Below are 22,224 nucleotides of genomic sequence, written 5' to 3'. Positions count from 1 at the left end.
AAGGTAAAAACCAACCTTTTGTCTTCCCCTTTTTAAAAAGCATGTATGGGGATGTTCTGAGAAGAGCGATGGCTTCGCACACTGCGCGTCCATTAATAAGAAGTACACTTATTAAAAGACTTCTAAAAGAGGGCAGTGGCTACGCTCATCGCTTAAAGTGTTAAACAAAAGGTAAAAACCAACCTTTTGTCTAACACTTTAATAATACCTTTCGATTGTGAATTTGGAGCGGTCGCCTCGGAATATCGCTTCAGAGTACTCAATCGGAGCTTGGTTTTGATTATAAGTTGTTGTTTCAAGTTGAAACGCTGGGGTTCCTTCTATCATTTGTAGTCGTGTACATAATTGTGTTGTAGGGATGATAGGTTCAAGAGATTCTACTGTTTTATGGATTTTTATATTATATTTTGTTTGTAAGAGAGAAAATAACGAGTGTAAGGAATCTTCTTTTTCTTCAACTAACCCTGGTGCGAATTTCCATGGGATATAGGATGTTTCATATTGAATAGGGATCTCATTTGCATACCGAATTCTTGTCAATTTAGTTAGGGGATCCGTTTCGTTAAGTTGTAATTTTTCTGCAAGAGAAGAATCAGCTGGAATCACTCGTAAATCTATGACTACCACTTTAGGTTGATAGCCTTGTTCTAGCATTTGATTCGCAAACCCAAGACCGCTAGAACTAAGTGATTGCGTAATTTTTGGTTCGGAAACATAAGAACCGCTTCCTTGAATTCGATATATTCTTCCTTCTAGTGTTAGTTGTTGGAGAGCCAAACGGACAGTTGTCCGACTAACATTAAACATTTTACATAGTTCAATTTCAGGTGGGAGTTTATCACCAATTTGATATATGCCTTGCTTTATTTTTTCAACAATCGCTTCTTTTACGATGTGTTGTAATGACGCTTCTTTTTCAAACATCTATTATTCCTCACTTCCTACGGTTGACGATTTATCTGTTGTTCCTTTATTATTGTTATAACAAATTAAATTTGTATGATACAAATTTAATTATAATCTACATTGAGGATAATATACAACCTGAAAGAGGGATGTACATGGCATACATTATTGGTATTGACGGTGGAGGAAGCAAAACCTATGCGGTTATCTGTGACGAGCATGGCAATCGTTTAGGTACAGGAATTGCTGGGGGTGGGAATCATCAATCCATCGGAATGAAGCAATCCCTTCTGCATATTCAACAATCAATTGAAAGCGCTCTACTCGAGGCTGGGTTGAAAGAAAAGGACATTGATTTTGTACAATATGGGCTATCAGGAGCAGACCGAGAAAAAGATTTTAACATTATTCTTCCTGCATTATCTACTCTTCCTTTTTCAAAATGGGATGTCGTATGCGACACGATGGAAGGTCTTCGTACCGGTTCTTCAGCATATACAGGTGTTGTTCTTGTTTGTGGGTCAGGAACAAATGCTGCCGGAAGAAACGAACAAGGTGAAACAACGCAAACGGGAGGATTCGGGACATTTTATGGTGATTGGGGCGGGGGAGGAGAGCTTGCGAAGGAAACATTTCGCGCTGCAATACGCTCATGGGAGTATCGTGAAATCCCTTCACTATTAACAACGAAAGTCCCAAGGTACTTTGGATTTTCTTCTGTTGAAGAAATGTTCCATTCATTTTTAGATGAGGACAGATACGATGTTCCGATTCAGCTGACTCAAGTGTTACATGAAGCAGCTGATGAAGGGGATCAACTTTCTATTTCTATTTTAGAAAAAGCAGGCCAGGAACTAGGCTTAGCAGCAAACTCTGTCATTAAAAGATTAGGTGGATTCAATGATACGGTCAAAGTTGTTTTAACAGGCAGTGTCCTCCAAAAAGGAAAAAATAAATATTTACTTGAGTCTTTATGCCAGACCTTAAGCCAAGAGTCGATTGAGTTTGAGTTGGTTATTCCAAAAATGGAGCCTGTCTACGGATCAATTTTATTAGCAATGGACCGCCTAGGACTTCCAGTTACCAAAGATATAGAAAATAAGTTTGCAAGCTATGGAGGGTATGAGAAATGAAAAAAGGCTTAAAGGTTTGTGTTATCGGTGGAGGGTCCTCATATACACCTGAATTAATTGAAGGATTTATCATCCGTCATGCAGAGCTTCCGGTAGAGGAACTGTACTTAGTTGATATAGAAGCAGGAAAAGAAAAGTTGGAGATCGTTGGTGCGCTAGCGAAACGAATGTTAGAAAAAGCAGGAGTCCCAACAAAGATAACGCTAACTTTGGACCGAAGAGAAGCGATTAAGGATGCAGACTTTGTCATTACTCAAATTCGTGTTGGGTTATTAGAGGCCCGTGCTCGAGATGAACATATTCCTTTACGATATAACTGTATTGGTCAAGAGACAACTGGTGCAGGTGGGTTTGCCAAAGCCATCCGTACAATTCCTGTTGTCCTAGATATTTGCAAAGACATCGAGGAACTTGCTCCAAATGCTTTTTTATTAAATTTCACAAATCCAGCAGGTATTCTTACTGAGGCGGTTTTAACCCATACGAACGTCAAGACGATTGGATTATGTAACATTCCAATTGGAACTAAAATGCAGGTCGCAAAGCTTTTTGACACGGAAGTATCAGATGTGTTTATTGAGATGGTTGGCATTAATCATTTAAATTGGACGACAAAAATTATCGTTCAAGGCAAAGATATTACTTCTGAAGTGTTGTCTAAAGCATCAGACGCGAAAGGGTTAACGATGAAAAATGTACCTGATTTCGGATGGGATGATGATTTCTTACAATCACTCGGGTCATTGCCATGTGCGTACCACCGATATTTTTATATGAAAGAAGAGATGCTAGCAGAACAGCTTGAATCGTTGAATACAACAGGAACACGAGCAAATGTTGTTCAACAGGTTGAAACGGAGCTATTTGAATTGTATAAAGATGAAAACCTTGCGATGAAACCCCCACAGCTGCAAGAACGAGGCGGGGCATATTATTCTGAAGCAGCCCTAGATCTAATCTCATCGATTTATAATAATAAAAGAGATATCCAAACCGTAAATGTCATGAACAATGGAGTCATTTCATGTCTTCCTGATCATGTAGCGGTGGAAGTGAACTGTGTGATTGATGCGCAAGGAGCTCATCCACTTCATGTGAGTGAGGAACTCCCGCCACAAGTGAAAGGGTTACTGCAAGTAGTTAAAGCGTATGAAACCCTTACGGTAGAAGCGGGTGTCACTGGTAATTATCAAGCGTCCATTCATGCTCTAACAATTCATCCGTTAGTAGGTTCAGCTACGCTTGCCAAAAAAATAGTTGATGATATACTAGCAGAAAATAAAGAGTATTTACCTCAGTTTTAATTATACAAAGCAATGAGCAAGGTTTGATTTCTTGCCATTGCTTTTTTTGTCACATCGCTGAGGGGAGAGACATGATAAACTATAGCTGAAAGTAAGGTTTCATGGGTTATTGCTAGTTTTTCATGAATTATTGTTTTTTTTTTATGAATTATTATCTCTTTTTCATGAATTATTAAATTTTTTCACAAAGTAAGAAAGTATAAAAAGTTTAGATGCTCATAGATGTCTTTTAAGTTAGATCAGGCAGGACGATGGCTTCGCGCATCGCAATTAAGAAAAGACCGATAGCGGTTTTTCTTATGATATATCACCATCTATTAATGAAATAATGAAGTAGGCTGCTATTACAGTACAGGAAGGGTCAGCGTTGATGATATATTTTATTTATTTCGTAATCATTATTAGTTTTATAGACAACTTTGCGCAATTTCCGATTATTTCTCCATTTGCTGAAGAGATTGGTGGTACTTCTTTTATGATTGGGTTAACTGTTGGAATGTACTCGTTTAGTAATATGGTTGGAAATCTTGTAGCGGGCCGCTGGATCGACCAAATCGGAAGGAAAAAAGTGATGGTCGTTGGAATGCTTATTGCTGCTGTAAGCGTACTTCTTTATGCATTTGTTTACATGCCGTCTCAATTGGTATTAGTACGCTTTTTACATGGAATTGGTGGAGGATTAATGGTTCCTGCCGTATTTGCCTTGCTAAGTGATTTTAAAAAAGAGCAGACAAGTGGAAAAGCAATGTCGTTATCAGGTGCAGCAATTGGAATTGCGGCCATATTGGGTCCTGCTTTTAGTGGGACCTTAAGTGAAATCTATGGACGTTCTTTTGTCTTTACTTCGTTGTTTATTCTTTTGTTAATAACAGCGATTCTTGTTGGATTGTTTCTTCCTGAATCAAACATGAATGGTAAAATGAAAAAGAAGTCATTTCTCTTGCCAAAAAAGAGAATTATTCAGTTGAGACAGTCTTATATCGGTGCTTTTGCGCTTATGTTTTCGATTGGGATTTTAACGCTTATGCTTCCGTTAAAAGTAAAGGCTCTTGGATTAGGAGCAGCTTCGACTGGAATGCTTATGAGTTCTTATGGAGTGGCTGCGATTATTTTGTTTCTTTTGCCGGTCTCTAGCTGGTTAAAGACAATAGGGAAAACGACAACAATGGTTGCAGGGATGAGCATTATGGCTGTAGCGTTAGTGCTGCTAAGTGCTTTTCAATCATTTGGTCTGCTTCTAGTTGCAATGGTGTTATTTGGATTCGGCTTTGCACTACTCTTTCCAGCGATGACTTCTTTAATCATCGACAAAACAGAAGTGGAAGAGCGGGGAAGAGCGTTTGGAATCTTCTACGCCTTTTTCTCTCTTGGAGTTGTCATTGGTCCTATAGTGATTGGACTTTTAGGTGTATCCCCCAATCAAGGGTTTATCGTAGCTTCTTTCATTTTGCTACTGTTAAGTGTGACAATAGGTAGAAGACGAAAAGTAATTGCACAATAAAATAAAAAAAGAGTCCCAGTCTAGCGCTAAGGGCACTCTTTTTCTATATAAGCAGAAAGTAAAAAAATCCTAAAAGACCGCTCGCGGTTTTTCTTACAAAGTAAGAAAGTATAAAAAGTTTAGATGCTCATAGATGTCTTTTAAGCTAGATCAGGCAGGGCGATGGCTTCGCTCACTGCGCGTATATTAATAAGAAGTACACTTATTAATATACTTTTCAAGAGAGGGCAGTGGCTTCGCGCATCGCAAGTAAGAAAAGACCGCTCGCGGTTTTTCTTACAATTGTTCGATCGCTTTATTTCTTTCTTGTTGTTCTACCTTTGTGGCTAAGTCGTACTTTTTAAGAAGGTGAAAAAGTTCGTTCAGCTGTAATTGTGTCGGTTCCTGTTCTAAAAAGGCTTCACACTTTTGCACTAGGGAAACTGGTAAAAAAGATTGCTGTTGTTCTAGTTTTTTCTTAACATCTTCTAGTGAGTGGTCAAGTTTACATTCACCCATCATCTCAACTCCTTTAGCCACCAATTCTAGACATTTCAACTCTTTTGGTTTTCCTTGTTATCTTGCCTCGTTCTTCTGAGTAGCGGTCGTTTCGTTTAAACCAAATGGCACTCAGGTAGTCAGCCAGCTGGTTATCATCTAACCCAGACCTGATAGGATCTCTTATGTCATGACCGATCGAAGAAAATAGACATGTATAAAGTTTCCCTTCTGCCGATAGACGAGCTCGATTGCAACTTCCACAAAACGCATCTGTTACTGACGAGATGACACCAATTTCCTCATTCGTCCCAACATACCGGTATCGAGTGGCAACCTCTCCAGGGTAATTTGGTTCAATTGCTTCTAAAGGCATGACTTTATCAATATCAGCAATGATTTGTTTCTTGGAATACACATCATTAAGCTTCCAATCATTTGAATTGCCAACGTCCATAAACTCGATAAACCGAATAATATGTCCTTTTTCTTTAAAAAATGAAGCCATAGGAATAATCTCTTGCTCATTCATACCTCTTTTAACGACCATATTTATTTTAACTTTCATATCGACAGCAGCTGCAGCTTCAATACCGTCCAATACCGTTTGAACAGAGACACCACGTCCGTTAATCTTACCGAAAATCTCATCATTTAGAGAATCTAGGCTGACGGTAACTCTTTGTAATCCAGCTTCTTTTAAAGACTTTGCATGTTTGGCTAGCAATGAACCATTGGTAGTCATAGCAATGTCTTGGACCCCATCAATTGAGGAAAGCTTTTTAATTAACAGGGGGAGATCTTTTCGCATTAAAGGTTCTCCACCTGTAATTCGAATCTTTTTCACGCCAAGTGTGTGAACGAAAATCGAAGTTAACCTTTCAATTTCCTCAAAAGAAAGCAGTTCCTTCCTTGAGAGGAATGGGAAATCTGGACCGAAAATATCTGCTGGCATACAGTAGGAGCAACGAAAGTTACATTTGTCGGTTACCGAGATTCGCAAATCACGAAGAGGTCGATTCAATTGGTCAAATATAGATGACTCATTGCTCATATGGTGCCTCCTTTCTTGTCTGATGGGAATGTATAAAAATCAGGATCCCAAAATAACAGACGGCTTTGCCGTTTTTCTTATAAAGTAAGAAATCATAAATAGTTTAGATGCTCATAGATGTCTTTTAAGCTAGAACAGGTAGGGCGATGGCTTCGCTCACTGCAGCGTATATTAATAAGGAGTACACTTATTAATATACTTTTCAAGAGAGGGCAGTGGCTTCGCGCATCGCAATTAAGAAAGACCGCTAGCCGTTTTTCTTATAGGACAATCCTCTGTGGGTGAGAATAGATATTAAAAGAATTGCCACGAATAAAGCCTACAGCCGTTATATTTAAATCTTCCGCAAGTTTTATGGCTAGATCTGTCGGAGCGGATTTCGAAAGTACGATTCCCACACCGATTTTAGCCGCTTTCGTTAACACCTCAGAAGATATCCTTCCACTAAAAACAAGGATCTTGTCTCGCACAGCGATTTTATTGCGTATACAATGTCCAAACAATTTATCAAGCGCATTGTGCCTCCCAATGTCTGTTCGGGTGACTAGAACTTGTTCAGAACTACAGATGGCGGCATTGTGGACTCCGCCAGTTTCTTTAAAAACAAGACTGTTTCCTTGCATATGGTTCATCAAAGCTACACATTGTTCTGCTGACACAATCGTATTGGACGTTGAGGTTTTAGCCGTTTTTACATCATTTTGAAAGTAGAATTGTCGGCTTTTTCCACAACACGAACCAATAAATCGCTTTGTATAGGATTGTTGATTGATTTCTTTCTTCTCAGATAATACGACATAGGCAAAGCCTTTACCCTCATCTATTGTGAGATTTTTGATTTCCTCGTAAAAACGAATAAGTCCTTCGGATGCTAAAAAGCCAATAACCATTTCTTCGAAGTGGGTAGGGGTACATACCATTGTAGCAAATTCAATTCCATTTACAAAAATCGTCAGTGGAAACTCAGTGACAATGTTATCTTCTATTGTAACAAATTGCTGAGACTGATACTTAACAATTTGTCTCTTGATGCTCATCTCATGATTCATCCCTGTCCCTCACTTCCTCATGATTAGTCATACTTTCTATTATATAGTGCTTGATAGCTTTTAGGTATGTTATTTGACAGATAATTTGACAGTGTTAGAACAATAGAGTGGACTTCTACTTGTTTTGTTTTTAATTTTTCTATGCTACAATATCGCTAACATAAAAAATAACAAAAATAACTTTTGCGATGTAAGGGTGAAGCAAATGTCTAGAAAAAAAGTCACCATGCAACAAATTGCGGATACAGTTGGTGTATCGAAATATGTTGTTTCCAAAACACTAAACGGAAAACCAGGCGTAAAGGATAAAACAAGAGAAAAAATCCTATTTGTTGCTAAACAATTAGGTTACTTCAAAAACAATGTGAATCCATTGCTTCAAAATGAAAAGGACGAAGACCAAACTTCTTTTATTATGGTGGTCTTACCGAATCGTCGCTATCAATTTGAGTCCTTATATTGGGGGAAAATTGTTGAAGGCCTATCAGAAGGAATAAAAGAATTAAATAACGGAATGGTCATAGTGACTGAAGAACAACCATTTCAAGATATGATTCACACCAAAGGATTAAAAGGCATTATAGGTGTTGGAAGTATTTCAACTGAAATGCTAGTAGAATTGCAACAACTAGAGGTACCTATCATCCTTATCGACCATGAAGAACCATTAATAACAGCTGATTCTATTTTTAAGGATAATATTGATGGAGTTCAAAAAGTGACGAACCACTTACTATCGCTTGGACATAAACATCTATTCTTTATAGGGGATATTGAACATTCTCGTAGTTTTTATGACCGTTGGTTAGGGTTTCGAATAGCGATAGAGTATGCTTGTTTACACGAGGATATCCGTTCAGAATTAATTGATTTGAAGTATAGTCAGGAATTTAAACAAACGTTCTCACAATGGTTTTCAAATTATAAACAAGAAGGAAATAAGTTGGCGACCGCTTTTGTCTGTGCCAACGATGACATCGCAAAAAAAGTAATGGAAGTTTTGAAGGAAAATGATTTACGTATTCCAGAAGATTGTTCAATTACGGGTTTTGATAACTTGGATGTAGGATTGTATACTGACCCGAGCTTAACGACGGTACAAGTTTTAAAAGAAGCTATCGGTAAAAGAGCTGTTTCAAAACTGTATTGGAGAATAGCCAATCATTCCTATCCTCCCGAAAAAACGTTAGTTCAAGGAGAAGTAATCATAAGAAAATCGGTAGCTCCTCCGAAGTAGAACCCTTAAATTACTGAGTATGTCATAAAAAAAGTCAACGCAAGGAAATAAGAAAAAATAGAAACGGAGAACAAAACCATGACAGATAAGATACATCCTTACCCACTTAAGTTTGACCCCATTGCTATGGAGAGAATTTGGGGTGGAGCAAAGTTAGCTTCAGTGTTTGCGTTACCCGAGCAAGGAAGTCCAATTGGTGAAATCTGGACGTTATCTGATCACCCTTCAAACTCGAACCGATGCTCCAATGGGGTGCTGAAAGGAAAATCGTTAACTGAAATTATTCAAATGTATCCAGAAGAATATCTTGGGTCCTCGTGGACAAATGGAGAAAAAGAACTTAAAGGTAATCCAGTTCGATTTCCACTATTAATTAAATTTTTGCATGCTGAAGAGGATTTATCAGTGCAAATTCATCCAGACAATGAGTATGCGATTAAAAATGAAAATGACTTTGGAAAAACAGAAGCGTGGTATGTTCTTGAGGCTGAAAAGGGATCAGAAGTGATTTATGGTCATTCCTTTCAAAACAGTGAAGAATACATAAGAGCAATTAATGAGAAAAAAGTGGTCGACTACTTAGATTTTAAACCAATTAGCAAAGATGACTTTATCTTTGTTCCTGCTCGTACAATGCATGCTTTATTAAAAGGAACGATGGTTTTAGAAATACAGCAATGTTCAGATGTAACCTACCGGGTTTTTGATTGGGAACGCCTTGAAAATGGGAAGCCAAGAGAACTACACATAGATAAGGCAAAAGAAGTGATGATATTTGGAGAAAAATCGAGTTCTCACATTGAACCGAAAATGTTACTTGAACAAGAGTGTATTACACATACTGAACTTGTTACATGTCCATTTTTCACAATAGAAAAAATAGAAATAACAAGTACTCAATCTGAACATTTTAGATTGGTCAGCGTAAAAAACCCTGAAGTGTTAATTATTATTGATGGTAAGGCAGAATTACAATATCGAACAGAGGGGCAACTTCGCACACTTCCGGTTTCGTTTGGAGACACAGTCCTTATTCCAAAAGGAATCGTTGATTATACCATCCTCTCATCATCAGTAAAGATCCTTCGAAGTTTTTATTAGATTGGTAAGGAAAACGATAGAACATAGAGGTGAGTACAGATGAAGTATAGCGTTGGAATAGATATTGGGGGAACAAAAATTGCCATTGGTATTGTAACAAGCTCGGGTGAACTTATTGATGTAGTAAAACTACCAACAGATAAGGATAAAACACCTCAAGTTATTATGAAAAATATTGTAGTAGACACGAAAAAATTACTCGAAATAAATAATATACAAGAGCATCAACTTGAAGGGATTGGAATTGGTTCACCAGGACCTATTCATAAAGAGGCTGGACTGATCGCGTGTCCTCCTAATTTACAAAATTGGAGGAACGTAGACATCGTAGGTTATTTTAAAAATCACTTTACTGTCGATATATATTTAGAAAATGATGCAAGTGCAGCTACTCTAGGAGAAAAATGGGTAGGTGCTGCACAAGAGAATCAGCATTTTCTTTTTTTGACAATTAGTACCGGCATTGGCGCTGGTATTTATACAAATGGTCAACTAGTACGTGGCACTTATGGAAATGCAGGAGATGTTGGTCATATTGTGATAGATCCTTCTAGAGGTAAATGTGTCTGTGGTCAAAAAGGTTGTTTTGAGTGGGTAGCTTCAGGTACAGCTATTGCACGAATGGCAAGTGAACTGCTTGAGAAACCGTTGAATACGAAAGAAGTATTTGCTCTTTATGAACAAAAGAATGAGTCTATTGTTGGATTAGTAGAGCAAGTATTTGAATATATTGGAATGGGTCTTGTAACGTTAATAAATACGTTGGAGCCAGAGAAGATCGTGATTGGTGGAGGCGTATCTCAAGTAGGAGAGCCATTGTTTACTTTTGTCCAAAATTATGTAAAACAATATGCCTTGAGCCCTTTTGGGAGAGATACTGAAATCGTTTCAGCAGGATTAAATCAAGAAGCTGGTATTGTTGGTGCTGCGGCGTTGTGTTTTTTAGCTGATTAATACGTCCTGTAGTCGAATAATATGTTTTCCTTCCTTTGCATATTAATAAGAGGAGGACAAATTGTTCGTAGGAGGATGTATGTTAGAATTTATTAAAAAGTATAAAACAATGACATTACTAGTAGCCGTGTTACTGGTGATTGCAAGTATGACCACATTTCTGTTAGCTTTTGAAAAAAGACAGAAGCTTCAAATGCCACCAGAAATCGTTGTGCAAGATATATATGCATTTGGTGAATATGAAAGCGAGATTGAGTATCAGCAAGACCAAGAAGGAACCGTACATCAATTAATTGAAAGACAACATACTTATCTTAATGAATTAACGGGTTATGGTTCAATTGATAAAGTAAAAATTTATGAAATTGTAGCTGAAGATAAATGGCAGAACTTAAGTGAAGATATCACCTATTTAATCGAAGAGGGAGTAGCAGGGTCAAAAGCTCGTAATGACTTAATACGAGCCCACTATTTTATGCAAGTAACCGAGCAGGGAGATGTCAATTCATTGCGTTATCTACACCGTATTTTTCATGACCTTGATGTAAAAATCAATGAATATGAAGGCAAACATTTTAATGTCACAGAAGCTTACGGAAAGCGCCATAAGTCGTTAGACCAATACTTAAGGGGAAATGGTGAAAACGAGTAAGAGTTTGACAATTTTATAGTAAGTAAAGGCTGTAACAAAGGATTGTATGAATGCCCTTTGTTACAGCCTTTTGTTGTATACAAAGAACGCTACGCGTCCCACAAAAGAACCCCACTTTTGTGGAACTAGTAAAAAGGGTAGCGGGTTCGAACAGTGCTTTTCAGAAATACCGCTAGCGGTATTTTATTTAAAAAGGAGCACTGACTTCGCGCGCTACGCGTCCCACAAAAGAACCCCATTTTTGTGGAACTAGTAAAGAGTGTAGCGGCTTCGAACAGTGCTTTTCAGAAATACCGCTAGCGGTATTTCTGATTGCTTATTTGGTTGTAAAGGTCTAAGCTAGGGTAATACTAGTAGGGTTTTATTGTGGGACTTCTTGATTCGAAGTTTTTTCTTCTAAGTCGCCTAATAGGTAATTATCAAAGATAAAAGGTCCGAATGGGATTAGAGCGGCAATGGACGCAATAAATACTTTTTTAAATCGCCATTTTGCTATAAATACCATAAATAGAACGGCAATCATGTAAATTGTATATAATGCTCCATGTGCAGCACCGACAACGGTTACAGCCATTGGGAAATCAAACAAATATTTAAGTGGCATTGCAATTCCTAAAAGCAACAGAAAGGAAATGGCTTCTAAAAAGGCAATGGCTCTAAATCGATCAACGTGCTTAGCCAAAAAAATCAACTCCTATCATAATCTAACGAATCGAATAAGCTTTATCTATTATACCAAGAATAGTGAAAAGAAAAAGTGAAGATTCCACGAAAAATATATTAGCACTGTGAGTATAGGGGAAATAGGAAAAATTTAAACAAAAGCAAAAGAAATTTACCACGAAAACGATTCAAATCAAAGGTACTATTAAAATAGCAAGAGTTGGAGGCAATTATGCGGTCAGAGGTCACATTTACAGTTCATTCAAAATACGTATCTAGGTATAAAAGTGGTTTCCCACTAATTATGAAAGAAGCGATAAATCATGCTAAAGAATATAAGGAAGGAGATATCGTTCGTCTAGTCGATGAGAACAATCAGTTTATTGCTAAAGGGTTTATCGGTGAACAAAACAAAGGGATTGGATGGGTATTTACTAAGAACGAACAAGATACATTTACAAAACCATTCTTTTTAAAAAAATTAGAAAAAGCTATTAAGCACCGTAAGTCTCTATTTGAGGATACAGATACAACTGCTTTTAGAGTTTGTAATGGTGAAGGTGATGGATTAGGTGGAGTAACCATAGATTATTTCGAGGGTTATTATGTATTCAATTGGTACAGCGAAGGAGTGTATTCCTTTCATCAAGAAATCATTCAAAGTTTAGATGAATTAGTTGATAGTAAAGGAATCTATCAAAAAAAGCGCTTTGATGCTGGTGGGAAATACATAGAGGATGATGACTTTGTTAGCGGGGAAAGAGCTCCTGTTCCACTTATAGTTAAAGAAAATGGCACGAAATTTGCGATCTATCTCAATGAAGGAGCGATGGTAGGTGTATTTTTAGACCAAAGAGAAGTTCGTAACAAGATCAAGGAGAAATATGCAAAAAATAAAACGGTATTAAATACTTTTTCATATACTGGAGCCTTTTCTGTTGTCTCTGCATTGGGAGGAGCGACAAAGACAACCAGTGTGGATTTAGCAAATCGCAGTTTGCCTAAGACCATTGAGCAATTCAAAATCAATGGTGTAGATTATGAACAACAAGACATCGTTGTCCAAGATGTATTCTCTTATTTTAAATATGCAAAAAGAAAGAAACTCACATTTGATTTGGTAATTCTTGATCCCCCTAGTTTTGCACGCTCAAAAAAAATCAAATTTAGCGTAGCAAAGGATTACTCAAATTTGCTAGAAGAAGCAATAGAACTCTTGAGTACTAACGGAGTCATTATTGCCTCTACAAACTATAGTGGATTCGGGATGGACAAATTCAAAGCGTTTATTAAAAAAGCATTTGAGAACTCTTCTAAAACATACAAGATTCTCGAAGAATATACACTTCCAGAAGACTTTAAAACAATATCCCAGTATAAAGAAGGAAATTATTTGAAAGTAGCTTTTATACAGGTCCGTCAGTAAACACGAAATAAAAAAGCAAAGTTATCGAATACTTTGCTTTTTATCTTCTCTTCATTTGAATTTACTTGAATAGTTTCCGCAATGCTCGTCCAGTAGCTTTACCAGCGACACGTCGCCCGATCCGTTTTCCAACCTTACCTTTTTTCACAGCATTTAGGTCCCCAAGCAAGCGACTTACCTTATAGAGGATTCTTCTAACTTGATTGATATTCATCATCATTCTCCTAACGAAGCTGCATTGTTTTCTATAGTTTATCATATGTAAAACATGATCTAAATATAAGGAGGCCTTTAATATGTTAAAAAAAGAGCGAGTAATCTACTTAGCTATAGCTATCATCCTTTTTAGTTGTTTACTAGTCGTGTTTCTCTTACATAAGCCTGAATCGATACCAGAAGAAACCGCCATCGAAGAGGAAACGGAAAATGAAATCCTACTTTATTTGGACGAAAGTTTGTCTATCGAGGAAAGGGTGAACGATTTACTCGAACAAATGACGATTGAAGAAAAGATTGGACAAATGGTTCAAAGTGACAGAGGGTTTGCGACTCCAGAGGATGTCGAACAATACTTTCTAGGATCGATTTTAAGTGGTGGTGGTTCAACACCGAGAAGAAATGAGCCAGAAGCATGGGCAGATATGTACGACGACTATCAAAAAGCGGCCTTATCGACGAGATTGGCCATTCCGATTTTATATGGCATTGACGCTGTTCATGGTCACAACAATGTAGTTGGAGCAACAATTTTTCCACATAATATTGGACTAGGTGCAGCAAACGATCGAGAACTAGTTGAAGAGATAGGACGAATAACGGCAAGAGAAATAAGAGAAACCGGAATACATTGGAATTTTGGCCCCGTCCTAGCTGTCCCGCAAAATGAAAGGTGGGGTCGCACCTATGAAGGATATGCAGAAACAAACGATATCGTCACCGAGTTAGGTATTGCATATTTAGAAGGCTTACAAGGGGAGCTAGATGACCCCACCTTAATGAGGGGTGAACGAGTAATCGGTACAGCGAAGCACTGGGTAGGAGATGGTGCTACTGTTGATGGCATAGACCAAGGTAATATTATTTTGTCAGAGGAAGAACTACAATATCATATCTCTCCCTACATTGATGCACTAGAAGCAGGGGCAAGAACGGTGATGGTTTCTTTTAGCAGTTGGAACGGATTAAAAACTCACGGTGATCCATATTTAGTAACAGAAGTATTAAAAGGGGAACTTGGTTTTACAGGGCTTGTTGTCTCAGATTGGAACGGTCACGTACAAGTGGATATGGAATATACAAAAGCCGTTAAACTAAGTGTGAATGCTGGTATCGACTTGTTTATGGTTCCTAATAGTTGGCTTGAATTTATACAAACCTTAAAGATGTTATATGAGAGTGGAGAGGTTTCAGAAGACAGAATTAATGATGCGGTTACACGTATCCTTCGAGTGAAATTTGAAGCGGGTCTGTTCGAAGAGAATGAAGCAGATCGTTCATTACTAGCAGAAGAAACGATTGGCTCTCCTGAACACAGGGAAGTAGCACGTGAGGCCGTAAGAAAAAGCTTAGTTCTGTTAAAGAATGAAAATGAAGTGTTGCCGCTATCAAAAGATATAGGGGAAATATTTGTTGCTGGTGTGAAAGCGAATGACATTGGCTATCAATCGGGGGGTTGGACGATAACTTGGCAAGGGTCTCCAGGAAATATTACTCCGGGGACAACAATACTAGAAGGAATTCAAGAGTCAGTATCCGATACGTCGACTGTGACGTATAGTCGTAATGGGAAGGGTGCCGAAGGTCATGATGTCGCAGTTGTCGTTATCGGAGAGAAGCCATACGCAGAAATGGAAGGTGACACAGATGATTTGTCGCTTACAAAAGAGGACTTAGACTTACTAGCAAATGTGAAAGAAGCGGGAATTCCTACAATCGTCATCTTATTGTCTGGAAGACCAATGATAATAACTGACGAAATAAAAGATTGGGATGCTTTTGTAGCTGCGTGGTTACCGGGTACAGAAGGTAATGGGGTTTCAGATGTTTTATTTGGTGACTATGATTTTACAGGAACACTTTCGTATACGTGGCCAAAAACAATGGAGCAAATTCCTATTCGAGTCGGTGATGCTGACTATGAACCCCTATTTCCTTTTGGGTATGGATTACAATATAAATAAATATTTAAGCTCTATATCGAACAATCTATAGAATAAAAACAGCAGCTTATGAAAGGATTTCTATTCTATGGAAGATTCAATTTTTATTCATGAATTAAGAGGAAAGACCATTGAAAATATTCATCACGCTAGCGTTTGTGTCGTCGATGAAATGAAAAAGGTCATATTTTCGAAAGGAAATATGACCTTACCCGTCTTTTATCGTTCGTCAATGAAACCAATTCAAGCTATTCTTCCCTTTAGTATAGGAATCGAACAAAAATATTCATTAACACCAGAAGAGATGGCCTTAACCTTTGCTTCTCAACGCGGTGAATATTACCATCAAGAACGGTTGGAGTCGTTAATGGGAAAGTTAGAAATTAATGAAGGCCAGTTGATTTGTCCACCCGCTTATCCTGCAAATGAAAAACCAAAAGAAGATTGTATAAGAAGAGGTGGGCAAAAACGACGCCTGTTCCATACATGTTCGGGAAAACATCTTGCGTTTATTGCAACAGCAAGGGAGAAAAATTGGTCAACGGTCGGGTATCATTTGCTAGAACATCCATTACAGCAAGAAATAAAAAAAGTGGTAGCTCAGTTTGCTGATATGAATGAACATCAACTTATTGTTGAAGTTGATGGTTGCGGTGTACCGGTCTATGCAATGCCGCTCAAAAATCTCGCTATTTCTTATCTTGAATTTGTGTCTCCTACGATAGGGAACAACCAATTGCAGCAAGTGCTGGGTTCTATCAAAACAGTAGCGTCGATGCACTGCGAATATGTGTCTTCCTTTGGCTATTTAAGCACAACGTTGTTAGAAGACAAGAATATTTTTGCCAAAGCGGGTGCTGAAGGGGTTGTTTGTTTGGCATTAAAAGCAGAGAAGTTAGGATTAGCCTTTAAAATTTTTTCAGGTACAGAACTGATTTTACCCTCCTTAATAGCAAAGGTATTAGAGGAGCTAGACTATCAAAATAAGGAGACGATAGAAAAGCTCTATCAGCTTCATAAAAACCCAGTTTATAATTCGAAAAATACACAAGCCGGAACTATCCAAGTAAAGCTGTAGTATAGAAGACAAGTTATCATATCATCTCTCACTTCTTCATAAATTGTATTACGTATCATTTAGTAAGGGAGAGAACTATGGTGGAGGTCCATATTATTAACGAAGGAAATGGCAAAGTGGTCAAATCATACGAAGTGGAAGACCCTACTAAAATCATAGATTTAATCAGAAAATCTGGAGGAATCCACTATCGAGACTGTACCCATTACTTTTTTGAACCACATTTTGTATTTTACCAATATATAGACTGTCACTTTTATATTGAAAGGGATAATGATGAATACACGGAATCTGTTTCGATCTATGTAAAAAAAGAATAATCAAATTGGAGAACATGGGGGCACTGAAAAAGTTAGGGTTTTACCTTTTTGTAGTGCCCTCTTAGTAATTTTCGTTGATTCACCGTGTTTTTTTAAATAAGATATAGGTAGATAAAAAAAGAGATAAGGTGATGCAAATGGAAGAATCGGAAGCTTTAACAATTCTAAGTAAGTTACGTGAAGGAGAGTTAGAACAATATACTGTTGGAAAAGAAGATTTCTTGCCTTTCCGTGCAGTTCTTGTGAACCAGGAAGACCGAAATCAATTTGTTGGTAGAGCTCATAAAGGTGGTACAGTAACTTATACATACGATAGATAATGGAGCCTTACATGAAAAGGAGGATATCGGAATGTCTCAGTTTGACAAAGTATGGGATCGCAGCAATAGTCAATCCATGAAATGGGATGGTGTAGACCGACTATATGGTGGGGAAGATTTATGGCCAATGTGGGTTGCAGATATGGACTTCAAAGCACCTGAAGAGGTAATTACTGCTTTGCGAAAGCGAGTCGACCACGGAATATTTGGATACCCGAATAAGACAGAAAGTCTGGATATAGCTGTAATTGAATGGTTGGAAAAGCGTTATAGATGGAACGTTACGAAAGGTGATATTACATATACGTCGGGTGTGGTCCCTGCCATTCACCAACTGATTTTAGCGTTTACCAATAAGCAAGATAAAATTATTATCCAGCCACCGGTTTATTACCCGTTTTTTAAAGTAGTCACGAACAATGATAGAACTCTTGTTGAAAATCCGTTGCAATTTGACGGTACACAGTACCACATGGACTTTGAGCACCTTGAATCTGTGATTGATTCTAAAACAAAAATGCTTATTTTATGTAGTCCGCATAATCCAGTTGGCAGAGTTTGGACAGAAGAAGAACTCCAACGGCTAGCGACAATTTGTATTAAGCATGACTTACTTCTTATCTCTGATGAAATCCATGCAGACTTGATTTTTAAAAATCATACTCATACATCGATTGCGACACTGTCAGATGAGATTGCTAAGCGAACGTTTACATGTCTTGCACCAAGTAAAACATTTAATTTAGCAGGAATCCAGGCATCCTTTGTCGTAACTACTAATAACGATTTAAAACGGAAATTCGATCATCAGCTAAGCCAACAATTTTTAAACATGACAAATAACTTCTCATCCGTTGCGACTGAAGCCTCGTACCGACATGGAGAATCGTGGTTAGAAGAACTTATTCTCTATGTAATGGACAATGTAAAAGTAGCCTCAGACTATATATCGCAATACATGCCTAAAATCAAAATAGTTCAACCACAAGGCACATATTTGATATGGCTTGATTGCAGTGAATTAGAAATGACGTCAACAGAAAGAAAAAAATGGTGGCGTGACGAAGCAAAGGTTGCTTTAAGTCATGGAATTGTGTTTGGAAAAGAAGGCGAAGCATTTGAACGAATAAACCTTGCTTGTCCAAAAGAAATTCTGCTTGAAGGATTATCTCGGATGAGAAAGGCGTATGAAAAACGTTTTAATTAATTCAAGCAGTGTAGACTCCTAAGATTTACTTTAGACAACTGTAATTTTTAAAGGATGTTGGGGGAATTCTAAGAGAATGGAAAAAATTGACGATGACCTATTGATTGAAGCCTATATAAAGGCAGTGGAATTGAACCTTGAAAGAGATTTTATCTCTATTTTAGAACAAGAGCTTAAACGAAGAGAGATTGTCATTACTCATAATCTTAAGCCAGAAACGGTGTATTGATACTAAACTAGGTTAACTGAGTTCTAATTTATAATGGAAAGGAAAATTATATGTCCTTACAATTGTACCGGGAACTTGTCTTTGAAATGAAACGTAAACTAGGCCGAGATTTAACAGCAAAGGAATTGCAATTGTTAAATTGGGTGGAACTTCGAAAGACGGAAGAACTTTATAAGAGAATGAAAAGTTCTTAATAAAAGGAATATGTGTACTAGCTGAAAGGTGTGTTGACACGTTGAAAACGTATCGGCTTTTTTCATTGAGAGTGTTAGAGGGTCATGAAAATGGGGTCAGTCAAGAAAATATCCCGGTTGAAGATGGGTTAATTATTGATGTGGACGACAACGGAAAAAAGTGGTTAATTGATGCGGTTGTGACTAATAGCGGTGCTGACAAATTCACAGATGTCTATGAACACGATAAAAATATCCTAATTGAAGTTGTTATAACAAGTGAAAAGAACTATCCTGCTACAATGGTTGCTAAAGTTCAAAAAATGACGGACCTAACAGAAAAGACGAGTGTCTTATTAGAAGGCCATATCGCAATAAATCGAGATGAAATCATTGATTTAATCCTTCACGGGATTGTCGATGAAGGAATTTCAGGTAAGGATTTATTGCATGAGTTCAAAAAGCGAAAAGGTGAACGTGGAGTAGCGATGCAACGTCTTATCGATGATATTTATAACCAAGTAAAGTCACAAGGTACTTTTTAATCTAGCCAGCTCTCAGGCTAGATTTTTTTCATACTCCCTCAGCCCATCAGTCTATTCGTAGGGGGGTGGTGTTTTCCTAGTATAGAAAACTCACCAGAAAGGATACTAAGAAAATGACCTGAAAGTGAGGGAAGGTAATGGAGGACAAGAAAACATGGGATTTAATCTCAATTGCATCCATTCCACTTGTGATGACACTTGGGAATTCAATGCTTATACCAGTATTACCAGCAATTGAAAAAGAATTACAAATCTCATCGTTACAGGTAAGTATGCTCATTACAGTATATTCTGTAGTAGCTATCATCTGTATCCCGTTTGCCGGGTATCTTTCAGACCGATTAGGTAGAAAAGTCATAATTATTCCTAGTTTATTTTTAGCTGGAATCGGTGGTTTAATCGCAGGTTTTGCTTCTTGGCAAATGGATGATCCTTATAAATACATTATCTTTGGTCGATTTTTACAAGGGATCGGAGCAGCCGGTTCTTTTCCGATTGTGTTGCCATTAGTTGGAGATATCTTTCCGAAAGAAAGTGACGTTAGTAAAGGACTAGGTGTAGTTGAAACATCGAATACCTTTGGTAAGGTGTTAAGTCCTATTTTAGGTGCAGCTTTAGCAACGGTAGTATGGTTTTTGCCGTTCTTTGCCTTTCCAGTGTTTTGTGTGATTTCGATAATTATGATGCTTTTTTTAGTGAAAACGCCAAAAAACACAAAGAAACCAGTAGCATTAAAAGAGTTTTTACACTCAATAAAAACGATATTCAAAAATAACGGACGATGGTTATATGCTATTTTTATCATCGGTTGCATTTGTATGTTTGTTATTTTTGGTGTCCTTTTTTATTTGTCGACGATGTTAGAGGATGAGCATGGGATAGACGGAATTAAAAAAGGGATAATTCTAGCCATTCCATTGGCGGCGTTATGTTTATCATCATATATTACAGGAAAAGGAATTGGGGAAGAAAAACCATTGATGAAATGGATGACCGTCATTGGTCTTGGCTTACTAACAGTTTCCGTGTTTTCTATCTCTTTTTCAAAAGATATCTATATTTTACTGACCGCCTTAGTCGCAAGTGGCATTGGGATAGGTATTGCTCTTCCTAGTCTAGATGCGTTAGTAACAGAAGGAATTAAAAAAGAACAACGGGGTACGATTACTTCTGTTTATAGTAGTATGCGATTTGTAGGAGTTGCAGTTGGACCTCCTGTCTTCGCAGTGTTGATGAAAATATCACATGCAGTTCTGTTTCTTTCGAATACGCTCATTTGTGTAGTGGCTCTATTTATTGCTGTTTTTGCAATAAAACCTGATGAGGACTAGCTTTGAGTGGACAAAGAGGGAGCTGACTATTACAATAAGGCATTATTAGGTATGTGAGGGAAATGCGATGATAACGTTTAAGGATAATTATAAACATACTGTTCATTTAACTTTTGAACAACCATTCTCGCTTACTCCTGGTCATGTGTGGGTCATTTGCCGTTATCAACACAAATGGCTTCTTACTAAACACCCACTGAGAGGATTTGAATTTCCAGGAGGCAAAGTAGAACATGGTGAGACAGCTGAGGAAGCAGCACTTCGAGAGGTCTATGAAGAAACTGGAGCTATCGTAGCTACACTCATTTATATAGGTCAATATAAAGTACTACAGGACCAAGAAATTATTAAAACCATCTTTTATGCGGACATTAAAGAAATAGAAGAAATGGAATCTTACTTTGAAACAAAAGGTCCATTATTGCTTGAAACACTCCCAGCGCACATTCAAGCCGCCGACGAATTTAGTTTTATAATGAAAGATGATGTACTACAACAATCTTTACGGATGTTACAAAAGATGGAACTGATTTAGGAGGAGGGTCTTGATGGATGGAGAAATTATTGATCAGGTTGAATTACCTTCGTCAGATCCAAAATTAAAGCTTCAGATCGTGACTTATGTCAGTCAAGGCCTTAAGGTAAAAGGGTATCTCGTAGAACCTATGCAAGCTGGCAAACTGCCAGGCTTGCTTTATTTGCGTGGTGGACTAAAAAACGTTGGAATGGTTCGAATTGAACGAATTATGCAATATGCAGCTGAGGGGTTTATAGTCTTTGCTCCTTTTTATCGAGGAAATAAAGGGGGTGAAGGAAGAGAGGATTTTGCCGGGGAAGACCGTTATGATGCTGTATATAGTGTTGATGTCTTATTGGCTCAGCCGAAAATATCGGGTCAAATTCACGTTCTTGGGTTTTCGCGAGGTGGAGTTATGGCGTTATTTACAGCCATTTTACGTCCAGAAGTTGCTACTGTTACGTGTTGGAATGGCGTATCAGATATGTTGCTAACGTATGAGGAACGAGTCGATCTTCGCAGAATGATGAAAAGAGTTGTAGGTGGATCCGTTACAAAATATCCTGAACGCTATGTGTCGAGAACCCCTCTTTCTGAAGTGAAAAAACTTACGGCTCCCGTTTGCATTATCCATGGAATCGAAGACGAGCATGTATCTTTTAAACATGCGTTACGATTAGAACAGGCATTACATAAAGCAAGCAAAGAATATGAGAGGTGGTATTATCCCACATTCACTCATCATTTTCCTGAACCGTTTAACAGCTTGATTGTAAAAAAAGTAACTGTGTGGATGAAGAAACAGTAGCGTTGGCTTATGAAAAACTTTTACTATGTCCACAGATTTAGTGTTACTCTTTCTCAAAATGTTGCATACGATAGCAATAG

At 37.7% G+C, this 22,224-nt stretch carries 25 protein-coding genes; 19 read left to right on the top strand and 6 right to left on the bottom strand.

Annotated elements, in window-relative coordinates; genetic code table 11:
* Window positions 1-198: 198 nt before the first annotated feature.
* Entirely contained in the window at window positions 199-924 is a 726-nt protein-coding gene (locus tag BK585_RS19490; RefSeq protein ID WP_078555600.1) for a GntR family transcriptional regulator, read from the bottom strand.
* A 137-nt stretch (window positions 925-1,061) separates the two neighbouring features.
* Here BK585_RS19490 and BK585_RS19485 point away from each other — a divergent pair, with 137 nt between their 5' ends.
* The 3 genes from BK585_RS19485 to BK585_RS19475 all read left to right on the top strand — a co-directional run bounded on the left by BK585_RS19485 (window position 1,062) and on the right by BK585_RS19475 (window position 4,844).
* Window positions 1,062-2,039 carry an N-acetylglucosamine kinase gene (locus tag BK585_RS19485; RefSeq protein WP_078555599.1) on the top strand — a complete coding sequence of 326 codons (978 nt, stop codon included), beginning with the start codon at window positions 1,062-1,064 and terminating at the stop codon, window positions 2,037-2,039.
* The gene (locus BK585_RS19480; RefSeq protein ID WP_078555598.1) at window positions 2,036-3,343 is read left to right on the top strand and encodes a 6-phospho-beta-glucosidase; all 1,308 of its coding nucleotides are present in this window, start codon (window positions 2,036-2,038) and stop codon (window positions 3,341-3,343) included. Before BK585_RS19485 ends, BK585_RS19480 begins: the two co-directional genes overlap by 4 nt.
* Window positions 3,344-3,713: 370 nt before the next feature.
* On the top strand, window positions 3,714-4,844 hold the full coding sequence (locus BK585_RS19475; protein WP_078556921.1) for an MFS transporter: 1,131 nt from the start codon (window positions 3,714-3,716) through the stop codon (window positions 4,842-4,844).
* 276 nt (window positions 4,845-5,120) lie between these two features.
* Here BK585_RS19475 and BK585_RS19470 read toward each other — a convergent pair whose 3' ends face one another.
* The 3 genes from BK585_RS19470 to fdhD form a co-directional block, all read right to left on the bottom strand.
* Window positions 5,121-5,342: a group-specific protein gene (locus BK585_RS19470; RefSeq protein ID WP_078555597.1), complete on the bottom strand. Its 222-nt coding sequence runs from the start codon at window positions 5,340-5,342 to the stop codon at window positions 5,121-5,123.
* 13 nt (window positions 5,343-5,355) lie between these two features.
* Window positions 5,356-6,375, bottom strand: coding sequence for a GTP 3',8-cyclase MoaA (gene moaA / locus BK585_RS19465; RefSeq protein ID WP_078555596.1), 1,020 nt, complete (start codon window positions 6,373-6,375; stop codon window positions 5,356-5,358).
* Window positions 6,376-6,635: 260 nt separating this feature from the next.
* Complete coding sequence (fdhD, locus tag BK585_RS19460) at window positions 6,636-7,424, bottom strand: formate dehydrogenase accessory sulfurtransferase FdhD (RefSeq protein WP_078555595.1); 789 nt, start codon at window positions 7,422-7,424, stop codon at window positions 6,636-6,638.
* 205 nt (window positions 7,425-7,629) lie between these two features.
* On the opposite strand from fdhD, the gene BK585_RS19455 reads away from it, so the two are divergent.
* The 4 genes from BK585_RS19455 to BK585_RS19440 all read left to right on the top strand — a co-directional run bounded on the left by BK585_RS19455 (window position 7,630) and on the right by BK585_RS19440 (window position 11,368).
* Complete coding sequence (locus BK585_RS19455; RefSeq protein WP_078555594.1) at window positions 7,630-8,661, top strand: substrate-binding domain-containing protein; 1,032 nt, start codon at window positions 7,630-7,632, stop codon at window positions 8,659-8,661.
* Between the two features lie 78 nt (window positions 8,662-8,739).
* Window positions 8,740-9,762 carry a type I phosphomannose isomerase catalytic subunit gene (locus tag BK585_RS19450; RefSeq protein WP_078555593.1) on the top strand — a complete coding sequence of 341 codons (1,023 nt, stop codon included), beginning with the start codon at window positions 8,740-8,742 and terminating at the stop codon, window positions 9,760-9,762.
* Window positions 9,763-9,801: 39 nt separating this feature from the next.
* Window positions 9,802-10,716 (top strand): ROK family protein, encoded by a 915-nt coding sequence (locus tag BK585_RS19445; RefSeq protein WP_078555592.1) that lies wholly within the window; start codon window positions 9,802-9,804, stop codon window positions 10,714-10,716.
* 79 nt (window positions 10,717-10,795) lie between these two features.
* On the top strand, window positions 10,796-11,368 hold the full coding sequence (locus tag BK585_RS19440; RefSeq protein ID WP_078555591.1) for a hypothetical protein: 573 nt from the start codon (window positions 10,796-10,798) through the stop codon (window positions 11,366-11,368).
* 361 nt (window positions 11,369-11,729) lie between these two features.
* Here BK585_RS19440 and BK585_RS19435 read toward each other — a convergent pair whose 3' ends face one another.
* Window positions 11,730-12,050 carry a DUF3817 domain-containing protein gene (locus BK585_RS19435; RefSeq protein ID WP_245805870.1) on the bottom strand — a complete coding sequence of 107 codons (321 nt, stop codon included), beginning with the start codon at window positions 12,048-12,050 and terminating at the stop codon, window positions 11,730-11,732.
* A 213-nt stretch (window positions 12,051-12,263) separates the two neighbouring features.
* On the opposite strand from BK585_RS19435, the gene BK585_RS19430 reads away from it, so the two are divergent.
* The gene (locus BK585_RS19430; RefSeq protein WP_078555589.1) at window positions 12,264-13,457 is read left to right on the top strand and encodes a class I SAM-dependent rRNA methyltransferase; all 1,194 of its coding nucleotides are present in this window, start codon (window positions 12,264-12,266) and stop codon (window positions 13,455-13,457) included.
* Between the two features lie 61 nt (window positions 13,458-13,518).
* Here BK585_RS19430 and BK585_RS24185 read toward each other — a convergent pair whose 3' ends face one another.
* Window positions 13,519-13,671, bottom strand: a complete 153-nt coding sequence (locus BK585_RS24185; protein WP_170885655.1) for a hypothetical protein — start codon at window positions 13,669-13,671, stop codon at window positions 13,519-13,521.
* Window positions 13,672-13,753: 82 nt separating this feature from the next.
* Between BK585_RS24185 and BK585_RS19425 the strand changes: the two genes are divergently transcribed.
* The 11 genes from BK585_RS19425 (at window position 13,754) to BK585_RS19380 (ending at window position 22,144) form a co-directional block, all read left to right on the top strand.
* Window positions 13,754-15,637: a glycoside hydrolase family 3 protein gene (locus tag BK585_RS19425; protein ID WP_078555588.1), complete on the top strand. Its 1,884-nt coding sequence runs from the start codon at window positions 13,754-13,756 to the stop codon at window positions 15,635-15,637.
* 67 nt (window positions 15,638-15,704) lie between these two features.
* A complete protein-coding gene (locus tag BK585_RS19420) occupies window positions 15,705-16,694 on the top strand; it encodes an asparaginase (protein ID WP_078555587.1) in 990 nt (329 codons plus the stop codon).
* Between the two features lie 80 nt (window positions 16,695-16,774).
* Entirely contained in the window at window positions 16,775-17,014 is a 240-nt protein-coding gene (locus tag BK585_RS19415; protein WP_139367596.1) for a hypothetical protein, read from the top strand.
* A 137-nt stretch (window positions 17,015-17,151) separates the two neighbouring features.
* Window positions 17,152-17,334, top strand: a complete 183-nt coding sequence (locus BK585_RS19410; RefSeq protein WP_078556919.1) for a hypothetical protein — start codon at window positions 17,152-17,154, stop codon at window positions 17,332-17,334.
* Window positions 17,335-17,365: 31 nt separating this feature from the next.
* Window positions 17,366-18,541 carry a MalY/PatB family protein gene (locus BK585_RS19405; protein ID WP_078555585.1) on the top strand — a complete coding sequence of 392 codons (1,176 nt, stop codon included), beginning with the start codon at window positions 17,366-17,368 and terminating at the stop codon, window positions 18,539-18,541.
* Window positions 18,542-18,617: 76 nt separating this feature from the next.
* Window positions 18,618-18,770, top strand: a complete 153-nt coding sequence (gene sda / locus BK585_RS19400; protein ID WP_078555584.1) for a sporulation histidine kinase inhibitor Sda — start codon at window positions 18,618-18,620, stop codon at window positions 18,768-18,770.
* Between the two features lie 50 nt (window positions 18,771-18,820).
* A complete protein-coding gene (locus tag BK585_RS24180; RefSeq protein WP_170885654.1) occupies window positions 18,821-18,964 on the top strand; it encodes a hypothetical protein in 144 nt (47 codons plus the stop codon).
* 41 nt (window positions 18,965-19,005) lie between these two features.
* Window positions 19,006-19,488: a YwpF family protein gene (locus BK585_RS19395; protein WP_170885653.1), complete on the top strand. Its 483-nt coding sequence runs from the start codon at window positions 19,006-19,008 to the stop codon at window positions 19,486-19,488.
* 137 nt (window positions 19,489-19,625) lie between these two features.
* A complete protein-coding gene (locus BK585_RS19390; RefSeq protein WP_078555582.1) occupies window positions 19,626-20,819 on the top strand; it encodes a bacillibactin exporter BcbE in 1,194 nt (397 codons plus the stop codon).
* A gap of 67 nt (window positions 20,820-20,886) precedes the next feature.
* The gene (ytkD, locus tag BK585_RS19385; protein ID WP_078555581.1) at window positions 20,887-21,354 is read left to right on the top strand and encodes an RNA deprotection pyrophosphohydrolase; all 468 of its coding nucleotides are present in this window, start codon (window positions 20,887-20,889) and stop codon (window positions 21,352-21,354) included.
* A 13-nt stretch (window positions 21,355-21,367) separates the two neighbouring features.
* Window positions 21,368-22,144: an alpha/beta hydrolase family protein gene (locus BK585_RS19380; RefSeq protein WP_078555580.1), complete on the top strand. Its 777-nt coding sequence runs from the start codon at window positions 21,368-21,370 to the stop codon at window positions 22,142-22,144.
* The last annotated feature ends 80 nt before the right edge of the window (window positions 22,145-22,224 follow it).

It is taken from the genome of Bacillus alkalicellulosilyticus (genome assembly GCF_002019795.1).
Classification (GTDB): domain Bacteria; phylum Bacillota; class Bacilli; order Bacillales; family Bacillaceae_F; genus Bacillus_AO; species Bacillus_AO alkalicellulosilyticum.
This window is presented reverse-complemented; position numbering and strand designations above follow the sequence as displayed.

Coding starts and splice junctions, on each gene's coding strand:
- BK585_RS19490 (WP_078555600.1), bottom strand. CDS start 924: ATGTTTGAAAAAGAAGCGTCATTACAACACATCGTAAAAGAAGCGATT.
- BK585_RS19485 (WP_078555599.1), top strand. CDS start 1,062: ATGGCATACATTATTGGTATTGACGGTGGAGGAAGCAAAACCTATGCG.
- BK585_RS19480 (WP_078555598.1), top strand. CDS start 2,036: ATGAAAAAAGGCTTAAAGGTTTGTGTTATCGGTGGAGGGTCCTCATAT.
- BK585_RS19475 (WP_078556921.1), top strand. CDS start 3,714: ATGATATATTTTATTTATTTCGTAATCATTATTAGTTTTATAGACAAC.
- BK585_RS19470 (WP_078555597.1), bottom strand. CDS start 5,342: ATGGGTGAATGTAAACTTGACCACTCACTAGAAGATGTTAAGAAAAAA.
- moaA (WP_078555596.1), bottom strand. CDS start 6,375: ATGAGCAATGAGTCATCTATATTTGACCAATTGAATCGACCTCTTCGT.
- fdhD (WP_078555595.1), bottom strand. CDS start 7,424: ATGAATCATGAGATGAGCATCAAGAGACAAATTGTTAAGTATCAGTCT.
- BK585_RS19455 (WP_078555594.1), top strand. CDS start 7,630: ATGTCTAGAAAAAAAGTCACCATGCAACAAATTGCGGATACAGTTGGT.
- BK585_RS19450 (WP_078555593.1), top strand. CDS start 8,740: ATGACAGATAAGATACATCCTTACCCACTTAAGTTTGACCCCATTGCT.
- BK585_RS19445 (WP_078555592.1), top strand. CDS start 9,802: ATGAAGTATAGCGTTGGAATAGATATTGGGGGAACAAAAATTGCCATT.
- BK585_RS19440 (WP_078555591.1), top strand. CDS start 10,796: ATGTTAGAATTTATTAAAAAGTATAAAACAATGACATTACTAGTAGCC.
- BK585_RS19430 (WP_078555589.1), top strand. CDS start 12,264: ATGCGGTCAGAGGTCACATTTACAGTTCATTCAAAATACGTATCTAGG.
- BK585_RS24185 (WP_170885655.1), bottom strand. CDS start 13,671: ATGAATATCAATCAAGTTAGAAGAATCCTCTATAAGGTAAGTCGCTTG.
- BK585_RS19425 (WP_078555588.1), top strand. CDS start 13,754: ATGTTAAAAAAAGAGCGAGTAATCTACTTAGCTATAGCTATCATCCTT.
- BK585_RS19420 (WP_078555587.1), top strand. CDS start 15,705: ATGGAAGATTCAATTTTTATTCATGAATTAAGAGGAAAGACCATTGAA.
- BK585_RS19410 (WP_078556919.1), top strand. CDS start 17,152: ATGGAAGAATCGGAAGCTTTAACAATTCTAAGTAAGTTACGTGAAGGA.
- BK585_RS19405 (WP_078555585.1), top strand. CDS start 17,366: ATGTCTCAGTTTGACAAAGTATGGGATCGCAGCAATAGTCAATCCATG.
- sda (WP_078555584.1), top strand. CDS start 18,618: ATGGAAAAAATTGACGATGACCTATTGATTGAAGCCTATATAAAGGCA.
- BK585_RS24180 (WP_170885654.1), top strand. CDS start 18,821: ATGTCCTTACAATTGTACCGGGAACTTGTCTTTGAAATGAAACGTAAA.
- BK585_RS19390 (WP_078555582.1), top strand. CDS start 19,626: ATGGAGGACAAGAAAACATGGGATTTAATCTCAATTGCATCCATTCCA.
- ytkD (WP_078555581.1), top strand. CDS start 20,887: ATGATAACGTTTAAGGATAATTATAAACATACTGTTCATTTAACTTTT.
- BK585_RS19380 (WP_078555580.1), top strand. CDS start 21,368: ATGGATGGAGAAATTATTGATCAGGTTGAATTACCTTCGTCAGATCCA.